General features: G+C 68.1%; 7 protein-coding genes. 5 read left to right on the forward strand and 2 right to left on the reverse strand.

The genetic code is table 11. The annotated features are described in order from the left end of the window. Positions 1–274 precede the first annotated feature (274 nt). The 5 genes from pvdM to A9G05_RS22990 all read left to right on the forward strand — a co-directional run bounded on the left by pvdM (position 275) and on the right by A9G05_RS22990 (position 8250). Complete coding sequence (pvdM, locus tag A9G05_RS22970; protein ID WP_069563154.1) at positions 275–1630, forward strand: pyoverdine-tailoring dipeptidase-like protein PvdM; 1356 nt, start codon at positions 275–277, stop codon at positions 1628–1630. Continuing rightward, entirely contained in the window at positions 1627–2916 is a 1290-nt protein-coding gene (gene pvdN, locus A9G05_RS22975; protein ID WP_069563155.1) for a pyoverdine-tailoring periplasmic protein PvdN, read from the forward strand. Before pvdM ends, pvdN begins: the two co-directional genes overlap by 4 nt. 24 nt (positions 2917–2940) lie before the next feature. Beyond that, positions 2941–3795 carry a formylglycine-generating enzyme family protein gene (locus tag A9G05_RS22980; RefSeq protein WP_069563156.1) on the forward strand — a complete coding sequence of 285 codons (855 nt, stop codon included), beginning with the start codon at positions 2941–2943 and terminating at the stop codon, positions 3793–3795. 283 nt (positions 3796–4078) lie between these two features. Continuing rightward, entirely contained in the window at positions 4079–5728 is a 1650-nt protein-coding gene (locus tag A9G05_RS22985) for a cyclic peptide export ABC transporter (protein WP_069563157.1), read from the forward strand. Between the two features lie 80 nt (positions 5729–5808). Next, a complete protein-coding gene (locus A9G05_RS22990) occupies positions 5809–8250 on the forward strand; it encodes a TonB-dependent siderophore receptor (protein WP_165665214.1) in 2442 nt (813 codons plus the stop codon). 432 nt (positions 8251–8682) lie between these two features. Here the strand turns inward: A9G05_RS22990 and A9G05_RS22995 are convergent, their stop codons facing one another. Beyond that, a complete protein-coding gene (locus A9G05_RS22995; RefSeq protein ID WP_069563159.1) occupies positions 8683–9636 on the reverse strand; it encodes an alpha/beta hydrolase in 954 nt (317 codons plus the stop codon). A gap of 56 nt (positions 9637–9692) precedes the next feature. Further along, a partial coding sequence (locus tag A9G05_RS23000; protein WP_139131232.1) for a non-ribosomal peptide synthetase occupies positions 9693–14815 on the reverse strand: 5123 nt, incomplete at its 5' end.

Here is a 14815-nt window from a genome sequence, read left to right on the forward strand (position 1 = left end):
GGCGCGATGGGCCATCCATGGCCTGGCGCGCCTCTCGCGGCATCCATGCCGCTCGTCCCCCTGCGCAACGACTCCGCTCGGCCTCCTGAAGGGGCAGGTTTCGCCGCCTCACTTTCCCGGCCACGGGAAAACCCTGGAGTGCGCTTCGGACACAGGTCGTTTCCCGCAACGGATCAACAGCGCCCGATTCTAAATTTCCCCACCCTGCCCTCGTTCTTCCGACACGGGCACCCACCCCGGGTGCGCTCGGCATCAACCCCTGGCAACGAACGGGATGGCAATGAACACGACCCGCAAGGCCCTCTACCTGATCGCCCTGGCGATCCTCCTGGCGCTGGTCGCGGCAGCGACCTGGTACTTCTTCCTGCGGCAGGCCGCGCCCTATCCTCGGGACGTGATGCAACACGCGGAGGAACTGCAGGAACGCATCCTCTCCTTCGACAGCCACATCACCGTGCCCACCGACTTCGGCACCGAAGGCAACGAGGCGGACAAGGACGGCGAAGGCCAGTTCGACCTGGTCAAGGCCGGGCGCGGGCGTCTCTCCGGTGCGGCGCTGACCATCTTCGGCTGGCCGGAGATCTGGAACGGTCCCAACGCGCCCCATCGCCCCACCGCTGCCTTCGTCGACGAGGCCCGCCACCAGCAGGAGCTGCGCTACAGGATCATCAGCGGCCTGGTGCGCGACTTCCCCAACCAGGTCGGCATCGCCTACAGCCCCGAGGACTTCCGCCGCCTGCACGGCGAAGGCAAGTTCGCCATCGTCATCAGCATGCTCAACGCCTACCCCCTGGGCGAGGACCTGAACGCGCTGGACGCCTGGCACGCACGCGGCATGCGCCTGTTCGGCTTCAGCTACGTCGGCAACAACGCCTGGGCCGACTCCTCGCGCCCGTTGCCCTTCTTCAACGACACCGCCGACGCCCTCGGCGGCCTCTCGCCCCTCGGCGAGCAGGCGGTGAAGCGACTCAACGACCTGGGCGTGGTGATCGACGTGTCGCAGATGTCCACCCTGGCCCTGGAAGACGTCGCCCGTCTCAGCCGCGCCCCCATCGTCGCCTCGCATTCGGCGCCGCGCGCGCTGGTGGACATCCCGCGCAACCTCAGCGATGCGGAAATGCAGCAGATCAAGGCGAGCGGCGGCGTGATCCAGGTGGTGGGCTTCCCCGCCTACCTCAAGCCCCTCTCGCAGCCGACCCTGGACAAGCTCAACGCCCTGCGCGCGCGCTTCGACCTGCAGCCGCTCAACGGCCTGGCCAACGCGCTGATGCCGGGTGACCCGATCATCGCCATCTGGCCGGAGCAGCGCTTCGGCGAGTACGCCAGCGCGCTCTACGCCATCCTCGAAGAAGAGCCCCGCGCCAGCGTCAAGGAACTGGTGGACGCCATCGACTACACCGTGCGCAAGGTCGGCATCGACCACGTGGGGATCGCCAGCGACTTCAACGACGGCGGCGGCGTCGAGGGCTGGATGAACGTCGGCGAGTCGCGCAACGTGACGGCCGAGCTGATCCAGCGCGGCTACTCAGACGCCGACATCGCCAAGCTCTGGGGCGGCAACTTCCTGCGGGTGTGGGGCGAGGTGCAGCGCCTGGCCGCACCGGCCAGCGCCGGGGAGGTGCGCCCATGAGCGACCGCCGCACCTTCCTCAAGCAGGCCGGCCTGCTGGCCGCCGCCCTGCCCCTGGGCTCCGCCCTCGCCGGCAACGCCCAGGCCGCCCCATCGCCGAACCGCCCCGCCACGGACAAGTGGCTGGCCCTGCGCGAGCAGTTCGACCTGGACCCGGACTACCTGCACTTCTGCACCTTCCTGCTCACCTCCCACCCCCGCATGGTGCGCGAGGCCATCGCCCACTTCCGCGCCCGGCTGGATGCCAACCCCGGCGAGGTACTGGACTGGGACCGCGAGGAACTGTGGGGCTATGAAGACGAGGTCCGCGCCTGGGCCGGCCGCTACTTCGGCGTGCAGCCCGCGCAGGTGGCCCTCACCGGCAGCACCACCGACGGCCTGGCGATGATCTACGGCGGCCTGCAGGTGGCGCCCGGCAAGGAAATCCTCATCAGCGCCCACGAGCATTACTCCACCAACACCCGCCTGGAGTACCGCGAACGCCTCATGGGCACGCCGGTGCGGCGCGTCACCCTGTTCAAGGACCCGCATCTCGCCTCCGTGGACGAGATGCTCGACAACATCCGCCAGGCCATCCGCCCCGAGACCCGCGTACTGGGCATGACCTGGGTGCAATCGGGCAGCGGCGTGAAGCTGCCGGCGCGCGAAGTCGGCCAACTGGTGAAGGAACTCAACCAGGGCCGCGACGAAGCGGATCGCCTCCTCTACGTGGTGGACGGCGTGCACGGCTTCGGCGTCGAGGACCTGAACTTCGCCGACTTCAACTGCGACTACTTCATCGCCGGCACCCACAAATGGCTGTTCGGCCCCCGTGGCACCGGCGTGATCATTGCCCGCGACCCGCAGCCCCAGGCTCACCTGGTGCCCAGCACGCCGACCTTCACCAGGGGCGAGACCTTCGGCACCCTGATGACCCCCGGTGGCTACCACGCCTTCGACCACCGCCTGGCGGTGGGCAAAGCCTTCGAGCTGCACCTGCAGTTGGGCAAGGCCGACGTCCAGGTGCGCATCCACCAGCTCAACGACTACCTCAAGGCGCGCCTGGCCGAGTACCCCAAGGTGCAACTGGTGACGCCGCGCAGCCGCGAACTGTCCTCGGGCTTCACCTTCTTCCGCGTCGAGGGTCGCGCCTGCGACGCCGTCGCCCGCTACCTGCTGGCGCGCAAGGTGATCAGCGACGCCGTGGACCGCGACGTCGGCCCCGTGGTGCGCCTGGCCCCCAGCCTGCTCAACGACGAAGCGCAGATCGACCGGGTGATGGCCCTCCTCGCCCCCCAGCTCGCCTGACCCCTTCCCCTCAAGAGAATCGCCATGCCTGCAACCCAACCCCTGGCCCTGGTCGTCGCCCTGCTCGTCAGCGCACCGGCCCTGGCCGCCGACGCCAACAAACCCGGCAGCGTCTTCAAGGACTGCAAGAACTGCCCCGAAATGGTGGTGCTGCCCGCCGGCAGCTTCACCATGGGCACCCCGGAGCACGAAGTGGGCCGCCAGCCCGACGAGGGCCCGCTGCACACCGTGACCTTCGCCAGACCCTTCGCCATCAGCAAGTTCCAGGTGCTGGCCCGCGAATGGGACGCCTACATGAAGGAAGCCCGCATCACCCTCCCCGACGGCGACGACCGCCCCGGCCGCCGCTGCACCAACGGCAAGCCCAGCTACCCCCAGGGCCCGGACCAGCCCGCCGTGTGCATGGACCATGACGAGGCCCGGGCCTACGTCGCCTGGCTGTCGAAGAAGACTGGCAAGCACTACCGCCTGCTCAGCGAAGCCGAACGCGAGTATGCCGCCCGCGCCGGCAGCGAAGGCCCGTTCCCCTTCCCCTTCGACGAAGGCAAGGACTACAGCATCGCCCGGCACGCCAACACCTACGGCGCCGCCGACGGCTTCAACTACACCTCCCCGGCCGGCAGCTTCCCGGCCAACGCCTTCGGCGTCCACGACATGCACGGCAACGTCTACGAATGGGTGGCGGACTGCCTGCACGACAGCTACGTCGGCGCCCCCAGCGATGGCAGCGCGTGGGAGGAAGCCAACTGCGAGTACCGCCACATCCGCGGCAACGACTACAGCGAGCCGCCGATCTTCTCCCGCTCGGGCAACCGCAACTACCGCGAGCCCTACGTGCGCGGCGACTGGCTGGGGCTGCGAGTGGCGCGGGAGTTGTGAGCACTACCAGGCTGTTGAAAAACTAACTACGTTGCCGCTGCGGCGTTGAAAACGCCCTCAAAATGCTCATTTACCCCACGTAAACTGCGCTTTTTCGGCCGTTTTCGCCTTGCATCGGCTGCCTCGTCTACGTTTTTCAACGGCCTGCTACTGCCCACGCCGTCACCGGCGGCTAAATCAGGCGCCTTGCGGCGCGTCTACTCCATGAGGTCGCGCCGCCCGGAACACGCCACGGTCGCGGGTCGCCCGACCCGCCTTCCCGTGCCCCCATCCGGACCTGCCCATGAACACACAAGCCCCCGGCGCCCTGCGTGAACTGCTCACCCTGATCCGGCCCTATCGCGGCCTGGTCGCCCTCTCCATCGCCCTCGGCATCCTCGGCGGCTTCAGCGTCACCGCGCTGCTGGCCACCATCAACGGCCTGCTGCACGCCGAAGGCAGCCTGACCAGCGGCACCCTGCTGACCTTCATCGGCCTCTGCGCCCTGGCGCTGGCCTGCTCCATCGGCTCCGACATGGGCACCAACTACGTGGGCCAGCACGTCATCGCCACCCTGCGCCAGGACCTGGGACGCAAGGTGCTCTGCGCGCCCATCGAACAGATCGAGCGCTACCGCAGCCACCGCCTGATCCCGGTGCTGACCCACGACGTGGACACCGTCAGCGACCTGGCCTTCGCCTTCGCCCCCCTGGCCATCTCGCTGACGGTCACCACCGGCTGCCTGGGCTACCTCGCCTGGCTGTCCTGGCCGATGTTCCTGGTCACTGCCTTCGCCGTGCTGCTGGGCACCGCCATCCAGTACCTGGCCCGGCTGCGCGGCATCCACGGCTTCAACGCCGCCCGCGAAGCCGAGGACGAACTGCAGAAGCACTACAGCGGCATCGCCTCCGGCGCCAAGGAGCTGCGCATCAGCCGCCCGCGCCGCCAGCGCATGTTCGGCGAGCGCATCCAGCGCACCGCCGACTACATCCGCGACACCCACGTGCGCTCCATCAACATCTTCGTGATCGCCAAGAGCCTCGGCTCGATGCTGTTCTTCGTGGTGATCGGGCTGCTGCTGGTGATCCAGCAGGTCTGGAACCTGGCGGACGCCGTGGCCACCAGCGGCTTCGTGCTGGTGCTGCTGTACATGAAGGGTCCGCTGGAGCACCTGGTCTCCACCCTGCCCATCGTCAGCCGCGCGCAGATCGCCTTCCGCCGCATCGGTGAACTCTCGGCGCAGTTCTCCTCCCCCGAGCCCTACCTGCTGCTGAACGCCCCCGACGTGCCGGACCGCCAGCTGCAGAGCCTGGAGCTCAAGGGCGTGCGCTTCGCCTTCCCGCCGGTGGAGGGCGCCGCGCCCTTCGCTCTGGGGCCCATCGACCTGCGCATCGAGCAGGGCGAGATCCTCTTCATCGTCGGCGAGAACGGCTGCGGCAAGACCACCCTCATCAAGCTGCTGCTGGGTCTCTACACCCCGGACCAGGGCGAGATCCTGCTGGATGGCCAGGCCGTCACCGCCCGCACCCGGGATGACTACCGCCAACTGTTCACCACGGTGTTCGCCGACTACTACCTGTTCGATGACCTGCTCCACGGCAGCGACGCCATCCCACCGGATGCGGACAAGTACCTGCAGCGCCTGGAGATCGCCCACAAGGTGCAGATCCGCGACGGCGCCTTCACCACCACCGACCTCTCCACCGGCCAGCGCAAGCGCCTGGCGCTGGTCAACGCCTGGCTGGAACGGCGCCCGGTGCTGGTGTTCGACGAATGGGCCGCCGACCAGGACCCGACCTTCCGCCGCATCTTCTATACCGAGCTGCTGCCCGAGCTGAAACGCCTGGGCAAGACCATCATCGTCATCAGCCATGACGACCGGTATTTCGAGCTGGCCGATCAACTCATCCAGCTGCGCAACGGTACTGCCGTCACCCATCGCCAACCGGCGTGAAAAAAGTTTTCCGGTTTCCGGGCGGTCTTCCGTCCTACTAAATGCGAACACTACTCACTATTAAAAAGCGGAACATCTCGATGACGAAGTCTCTTTCACCCCGTTTGAAGGTCATGCTTCATCGCTCACTGCGCCCCACCCTGCTCGCCAGCAGCATCGGCCTCGCACTCACCGCTCCCTACGCCAGCCTGGTGCAGGCCCAGGAGGTCAACCTCGACATTCCCGCCCAATCCCTGTCGAGCGCACTCCAGGAGCTGGGGCGTCAAGGCAACCTGCAGATCCTCTACAGCCCGAGCCTGGTCAACAACCAGCGCACCCAGGCCATCAAGGGCCGCTACGAGCCCACGGTCGCACTGGACATGCTGTTGCGCGGCAAGGGCATCAGCTACCAGGTCAATGGCAACAGCGTCACCCTCAGTGCCGCGGACCAGAGCACCCTGGAGCTGGGCGCCACCTCCGTGGTCTCCACCGGCCTGGGGGCCACCACCGAGGGCACCGGCTCCTACACCACCGGTGCCACCGGCACGGCGACCAAGCTGCCGCTGTCCATCCGCGAGACCCCGCAATCGGTCAGCGTGATCACCAGCCAGCGCATCCGTGACCAGAAGATGAACAGCCTGGAAGACGTGCTGACCAACGCACCGGGCGTGCTCTACAAGAAGAAGAGCAACTCCTCGGACGACGAAGTGGGCATCTTCTCCCGCGGCATGAAGATCGAGAACTTCCAAGTGGACGGCATCCCCACCGTCTTCGAACCGGCGATGAGCAGCCAGTCCAACGACATGGCCGTCTACGACCGGGTCGAGGTGGTGCGCGGCGCCACCGGCCTGCTGGGCGGCATCGGCCAGCCCTCGGCCACCATCAACATGGTGCGCAAACGCCCCACCCGCGAATTCGCCGCCTCAATCCAGGGCAGCGCCGGTTCCTGGGACAACTACCGCACCGAAGTCGACGTCTCCGGCCCGCTGAACGAGCAAGGCACCCTGCGCGGCCGCATGGTGACGGCGTACCAGACCGCCAACTCCTTCGTCGACCGCCTCAGCACCGAGCGCAAGGTGGCCTACGGCATCATCGAAGCCGACCTCAGCGACCGCGACACCATCAGCCTCGGTCTCGACTACCAGGAGCGCAACTGCGACGCCTGCGGCTACTTCGGCTTCCCGGCGTTCTACAGCAACGGCCAGCGCACCGACTTCAAGCGCTCGTTCAACTCCGCCGCCGACTGGAGCCATGCGGACCGCCAGCGCACCTCGATCTTCGGCACCTACGAGCACCGCTTCGACAACGACTGGCTGGCCAAGGTCGCCGTCACCAACGTGCGCGACCGCAACGACGTGGAGTACGGCTGGTTCAGCAGCAACGGCTACCCCAACCAGCAGACCGGCGCCGGCACCAGCCTCTACTTCGCCAAATGGCCGAGCAAGCCTGAGCAGAACTCGGTGGACGCCTACGCCTCCGGCCCCTTCAGCCTGTTCGGCCGCGAGCACGAACTGGTGGTGGGCGCCAGCGCCATGCGCTACCGCAGCAACACCGGCGCCTACCCTCTGTGGGTCGACCGCAGTGGCAGCGGCTGGAACCCGGCCATTCCCAACGTCTACGAATGGCGTGGCGACATCTCCAAGCCACCGTTCAACCGCATCGGCGACCTGAAGTACAGCCAGCGACAGTACGCGGCCTACACCACCGCCCGGTTCAAGCCCACCGACGACCTGTCGCTGATCCTCGGCACCCGCCTCAGCTACTTCAAGGTGGACCAGACCTCCGCCTACTACGGCTACGAGCCCACCAGCCTGAAGAAGCGCGAGACCGGCGAAGTCACCCCCTACGCCGGCATCGTCTACGACCTGGACGACACCTACTCGGTCTATGCCAGCTACACCAGCATCTACAAGCCGCAGTCGAACCGGACCGTCGAAGGCAAGTTCATGGACCCCACCGAAGGCGACAGCTACGAAGTGGGCACCAAGGCCGAGTACTACGACGGCAAGCTCAACCTCACCGCTGCCCTGTTCGAGTCCAAGCTCAGCAACTACGCGGTCGGCACCGGCCTGTACGACGCCTTCGACAACGAGCTGGTGAAGCCCTCCAAGATCAAGGTCAAGGGCGTCGAGCTGGAAGCCACGGGTGAACTCATGCCGGGCTGGCAACTGCAGGCCGGCTACAGCCACGTGAACACCTACTACCCGCAAGGCGTCGACGTGAACGTGGGCTTCCCGCGCAACACCCTCAAGCTGTTCACCACCTACGACCTGACCGGCGACCTCAACCGCCTCACCGTCGGCGGTGGTGTGCGCTGGGAGAGCGCCACCAGCTACTACGAGAAGCAGATCAAGGCGACCGCCACCCAAGGCAGCTATGCCCTCGTGGACCTGCTGGCACGCTACCGCTTCGACGAGCACTTTACCGGCAGCCTCAACGTCAACAACCTGTTCGACAAGAAGTACTACGCCAGCACCAGCGTCTACAGCGACCTGTACGGCGACCCCCGCAGCCTGACCGCCAGCCTGCGCTGGGAATACTGAGTCACGCCGCCACCACGAGGCCGCCCCCAGGGGCGGCCTTTTTCGTTCAGCCGACAAAAGCCTCGCGGATGAATCCGCTCCCACAGCACACCACACCCGTAGCCCGGACTTCAGTCCGGGAAATGCACGCGCCCCACACCAGCCACGGATTCCCGGGCTACTCGTACAGTGTGCGTCCCTGATGCGCAGGCCATCACGGATGAACCCGCAGGGTGGACCGGTGAAGCGCGGTCCACCCTGCGCCCTGGCATGGAATCGCCCACTGCGCAGCACTGCCGGCACACCACCCGTAGCCCGGACTTCAGTCCGGGAAATGGCACGCGCCCCACATCAGCCCGGGCTACCTGTACGACGGGGCATTAACGGGTCACTCTCGGAGCCCTTCACGAAAAAGCCCCGCCGGGGCGGGGCCTGTCTTCATCGAGACGGCGCCTAAGCGCGGAGCAACGCCCGCAACGCCACTGCGAGCCGGTCGTAGACCTGCAGCACATCCGGTACCACCAGGGCCATGCGCAGCAGGTCGTGGGTCAGGCCGGGCAGCTCCACCTGCTCCACCTCGACGCCCGCCTCACGCAGGCGCCCGGCATAGGCCCGGCCCTCGTCCAGCAACGGGTCGAGCCCGGCCAGCGCGATGATGGCGGGCGCCACGCCCGCGAGGTCGTCGGCCAGCAACGGTGAGAACCGCCAATCGCTGCGGTCCGCCGGGGTGCGGGCGTAGTGGTCGTAGAACCACTCCAGGGTTTCGCTTTCCAGCAGGTAGCCCTCGCCGAACAAGGTGCGCGACACGCTCTGCCGGCTGGCATCGGTGACCGGGTAGCAGAGCAACTGGGCACGGGGCACGATCACCGCCTGCTCGCCCTGCCGGGCTGCCTGGATGGCCAGCACCGTGGCCAGGGTCGCGCCGGCGCTGTCGCCACCGAAGGCGACGCGCCCGGTGTCCACCCCCAACCGCGCGCCCTCCCCGGCCAGCCAGGCCAGGCAGTCCTCGCCATCCTCCAGGGCCATGGGGAAGCGGTGCTCCGGTGCCAGCCGGTAGCCCACCGCCAGCACCACGCAGGCGGAACGCGCGCACAGCTCACGGCACACGCCCTCGTGGCTGTCGAGGCTGCCGACGACGAACCCGCCGCCATGGAAATACACCAGCACCGGCAGAGCGCCCTCCGCTCCGGCCGGGCGATAGAGCCGCAGGGGAATGCGCTGACCATCGCGGGCCGGCGCCTCCAGTGCCTCGCAGATCACCTCGCCGGCCACGGCCCAACGCAACTGCTCGGTGGACTGCTGGAAGACCTGGCGCGCCCGGCCGGGTGCCAGGCGATGCAGTGGGTCGTTGGCAAGATTGGCCTCGGCCAGGTCGAGAAAGGCTTCGAGTTCAGGGTGCAGCATGATGATCCTCGATGTAGCGGCGGCCCCAGCGGCCGCCGCCGGTTGGATGTCGAAATGGCTCAACCCACCTGCTCCAGGCAATGGTCGATCAGCGCTTCCAGCTCGGCACGGTAGGCCTCCATCAGCGCCTGCACCGTCTCCGGCCGGTAGCGACGGACGCTGTAGACACAGCGCAGCGCCAGGCTGCCGTCGTAGACCTGGCCGATGATCTCCAGCCAGTTGGCCAGGCGGGCCACGGGGCTGTAGCAGTCACCGGTGTCTTCCACCGCCGGCACCAGCAGCGCCTGCTCGTCGAAGCTCTGGTCGAGCTGCCCCAGGTAGTTGAAGGTCACCCGCGCCTGGGGCAAGCCCGCCAGGCGCTGGCCCAGGGCCGCGTCGCCCAGGTGGCGCAGCACGCCGTAGCCGATGCCCTTGTTGGGGATCGCGGCCAGTTGGCCCTGGATGGCCCGGATGGAGTCGCCCAGGCTGTCCGCCGGGGCCAGCCGCACCGGGAACATGCTGGTGAACCAGCCGATCGTCCGCGACAGGTCGAGCGCCTCGAACAGGTCCTCACGGCCATGGCCTTCCAGTTGCACCAGCACCGAATCCTGCTCGTTCCAGCGACACAGCACACGGGCCAGGGCCGTCAGCAGCAGGTCGTTGATCTGGGTGCCGTAGGCAGCCGGGGCTTCCTTGAGCAGGCGTGCGGTATGGGCCGGCGACAGCGCCATGCGCGCGACGGCCTGCTGGCTGACCTGGTTGCGGCCCCGGGGGTTGTCGCATGGCAGGTCGCGGACCGGGTGGTCCAACTGTTTCAGCCACCAGTCGCTTTCCTCGGCGGCGATGCGTGGCGCGTCGCCGACCAGGCGCTCGACCCAGGCGCGGTAGCTGCTGCTGCGCGCCGGCAGACGGGGCACCTCACCCAGGCAGCAGGCCTCGTAAGCGCTGCGCAGGTCTTCCAGCAACACCCGCCAGGACACCGCATCCACCACCAGGTGGTGGATCACCAGCAGCAGGCGCGCCTCGCCACCCGGCAGGGTCACATGCAACGCCCGCCACATCGGCCCACGGGCCAGGTCGAAGCTGCGTTGCGCCTCGTTGGCCAGGCGCTCCAGCTCCGCCGTATCGGCGGCCTCGCGGCGCCACAGCACCGACTCGCCGACGCCTTCGGGCTGGTAGTGCTGCATCCAGCGTCCGCTGTCACGGGTGAAGCGCAGGCGCAAGGCGTCGTGATGGCGCTCGATCACCGCCAGGGCGCGTGCCAGGGCGTCCAGGTCCAGCGGGCGGCGGGCCTTGAGCATCAGGGCCTGGTTGAAGTGGTGCGGCTCGGCCATCTCCTCGGCGAACAGCCACTCCTGGATCGGCAGCAGGCGGAAGGCGCCCTCCACGGCCTGCCGGGTCTCCACCACAGCCATCGTGCTCGTCGCCTCGACGGGCCGCTCGCACAGGCCGGCAATGGTCGGGTAGCGCATCAGGTCGCGCAGTTTCAGCTCCAGGTCCAGTTGCGGGTGGTTCTTCACCCGCGACACCACCTGCAGGCAGAGGATCGAGTCGCCACCCAGCTCGAAGAAGTTGTCGGTGACGCCAACCTGCTCCACCTGCAACACCTCCGCCCAGATGCCTGCCAGCAGCCGCTCGCGCTCATCGCGCGGGGCCACGTAGGCATCCTGCTGGAAACTCGGCTCGGGCAGCGCCTTGCGGTCCAGCTTGCCGTTGGGGGTGACCGGGAACGCCGCCAGGGCGATGACCTGCGCCGGCACCATGTAGTCGGGCAGCTCAAGGCGCAGCGCGGCCTTCAGGCGCTCGCCCGCGTCCACCTGCGGGCAGACCACGTAGCCGATCAACTGCTTGCCGGAAGCCGCGTCCCGCGCCACCACCAGGGCATCCTCGACGCCCTCCTGGCGGCGCAGGCAGGCCTCGACCTCGCCCAGTTCGATGCGGAAGCCACGCACCTTCACCTGATGGTCGATACGCCCGACGTAGTCGAGGATGCCGTCCTCACGCAGGCGCACCAGGTCGCCGGTGCGATACAGGCGCGCCCCCGGCTGGCCGAAGGGATCGGGGACGAAGCGTTCGGCGGTCAGCTCCGGGCGTCCCTGGTAGCCCCGGGCCACGCCTTCGCCGCCGATGTACAGCTCGCCGGCGAACCCGACCGGCAACGGATTGAGGTTCTCGTCCAGCACATGCAGCGAGCGCTGGCCAACGGCGCGACCGATGGGCGCGTAGGCCGCCTGGCACTGCCCGCTGACCGGCACCTTCCACAGCATCGGCGTCACCACCGTCTCGGTGGGGCCGTAGCCATTGGTGAAGTACTGCGGGCGCAGCGCCGCCTTGACCTGCTCGAAGCTCTGCTCCGGCACTGCATCACCGCCGAAGCAGTAGATGCGCACCGGCGGCGCCGGCATGCCGCTGCTCTCCACGAACTCGGCCATCTGCTTGAGGTAGGCCGGCGGGAAGCAGGCGATGGTGATGCCGTGTTCGTGCAGGGCCTGCAGGGTCTGCTCCGGCGTCCACAGGCCGCCATCGCGGATCACCAGGGTGCCGCCGCTGGACAGGGTGCTCAGCCAGCGTTCGTGGGCACCGTCGAAGGCGAAGGACATGAAGTGCAGCTCGCGGGTGTCATCGCCCATCCCGTAGAGCCCGACAATCGCCTGGCAATGCATGCTCAACGGCCCGTGGGTCACCGCCACGCCCTTGGGCCGGCCTGTGGAACCCGAGGTGTAGATCAGGTACGCCAGGTTGCCCGCGTCGAGACGGCTGGGCAGCGGCACGCCGTTGCCCAGCGGCGCCAGGCCGTCGAGCTCCACCACCTTCAGGCCCTCGACAGTGGGCACACCCGCACGCAGGTCGCTGCGGGTGATCAGCAGGACCATCGAGGAGTCCTCGATCATGTAGGCCAGGCGCTCCGCCGGGTACTCCAGGTCGAGCGGCACATAAGCGGCGCCGGCCTTCATCACCGCGAGCAGGCTGACCACCAGCTCCACGGAACGGTCCAGCGCCACCCCCACCACGGTCTCCGGCCCTGCGCCCATGGTCACGAGCTCACGGGCCAGGCTGTTGGCGCGGCGCTCCAATTCGCCGTAGCTCAGGCGCTGCCCGCCACAGACCAGCGCGGTCGCCTCGGGCCGGCGGGCGGCCTGCTGCGCGATCAGCTCCGGCAGCAACACCGGCGAGTGGGTCGACTCATCCGGCAGGCTCCAGCTCATGACCGCCTGCAGCTGCACAGCCGACAGGCGCTGCAGGTTGCCCAGGCGCTCCTCGGGTTGGCGCAGCATGGCCTCCAGGGTGTCCTCCATCACCTGGCGGATACGCTCCACCGCCGCCTCGGAGAAGCTCCCGCGCAGGTACATGTATTCGATCATCAGGCTGTCGCCCAGGTGCACCGCCAGGTCCATCGGGAAGTTGGTCACCCCCAGGTCGTCGGACTGGCCGAAGCTCAACCCGGCCGGTTCGGCTTCGCGCAGGCGCTGGTCGATCGGGTAGTTCTCGAACACGATGATGCTGTCGAACAGTGCCTGGCCGCCGAGGCCGGACCAGCGCTGCACATCCGCCAGCGGCGCATGGGACCAGGCGCGGATGTCCAGGTTGTAGCCCTGCAACTGGCGCAGCCAGTCGTCCAGGCGCTGCGTCGGCTCCAGCTCCTGGATCACCGGCAGGGTGTTGATGAACAGCCCCAGCATGCTGTCGGCGTGGGGCAGGCTTTCCGGCCGCCCCGCCACGGTGGCGCCGAAGGCCACGCGACGCTGCCCGGTGTAGCGCTGCAGCAACAGCAGCCAGGCGCCCTGGATCAGGGTATTCGGGGTGATCCGCAATTGCCGGCAGAACTGCTGCATGCGGGCGGTCCAGCGGGTATCCCAATTGGAGTAGAGCGCGTGGTGGCCGCTGCCCTGCCCGTCGTGGCGCGGGTGAACGGCCTGGGCCAGGGCGGTCGACTCGCAGTCCGCCAGGCGCTCGCGCCAGAAGCCTTCCAGCGCGCTCTGGTCCTGGCCCTGCAACCAGGCGATGAAATCGCCATAGCGCCCCGCGCGTTCCTCCAGCGGTTTGCCGGCATAGCGTTCGAGTACCTCGGCGAAGAGGTTCGAGCTGCTCCAGCCGTCCATGAGGATGTGGTGGCTGGTCCAGATCATCTGGTAGCGGGACTCGCCAAGCTGCACCAGCAGCATGCGCTGCAACGGCGCCTTCGCCAGGTCGAAGCCCTGCAACGCCTCCTCGCGTGCCAGTGTCTTCAGGGCCTCTTCGGGGGCGTCGCGGTCACGCCAGTCGAGCACGCGGATCGGCATCTGCGCGTGGCGGTGCACCACCTGCAAGGGATCACCAGCCTGCCAGTGGAAGCTGGTGCGCAGCACGTCGTGACGGGCGGTGACGAAGGCCCAGGCGTCGGCGAAGCGGTCGAGGTCGAGGCCCGCCACCGGCAGGCTGACCTGGTTGATGTAGAGCGCCTCGCCACTGTCCTCCAGGGTGTGGAACAGCATGCCCTGTTGCATCGGCGACAGCGGGTAGACGTCCTCGATCTCGCTCTCCGCCACCGGCAATGCCGCACGGCGCTCCGCGCTGACTTCCACGCGGGCGACGGGCTGTGCCTGCTCGACTGACGGCGCGAGTCCAGCCAGGGCGGCGGCCAGTTGGGCAATGGTCTGGTTCTCGAACACCCGCCGCGGCGACACCTCCAGGCCAGCCTGGCGCGAACGGCTGGCGATCTGGATCGACACGATGGAATCCCCACCCAGCTCGAAGAAGTTGTCGTTCAGCCCGACCCGCTCGACCCGGAGCACGTCCTGCCAGATGGCGGCCAGGCGCTGCTCCAGCTCGCTCTCCGGGGCCACGTAGTCACGGCTCGACTGGGCCATGTCCGGCTTGGGCAGGGCCTTGCGGTCCAGCTTGCCGTTGGGCGAGAGCGGCATACGGTCCAGCAGCAGCCACTGGCTGGGCACCATGTAGTCCGGCAGCACCGCCGCCAGGTGGGCCTTGATCCCCTCCAGGGCGTCGGCCTGCTCAAGCACCAGATAGGCCACCAATTGCTTGCCGCTGGGGCCGTCGGCGGCCACCACCACGGCTTCGCGCACGGTGTCCTGCTCCTGCAGGCGGGCTTCGATCTCGCCCAGTTCGATGCGCAGGCCACGGATCTTCACCTGGTGGTCGATGCGCCCGGCGTATTCGATCACCCCATCCTCACGCTGGCGCGCCAGGTCGCCGGTGCGGTAAA

This window comes from Pseudomonas sp. ENNP23 (genome assembly GCF_001728945.1).
Lineage (GTDB): Bacteria > Pseudomonadota > Gammaproteobacteria > Pseudomonadales > Pseudomonadaceae > Metapseudomonas > Metapseudomonas otitidis.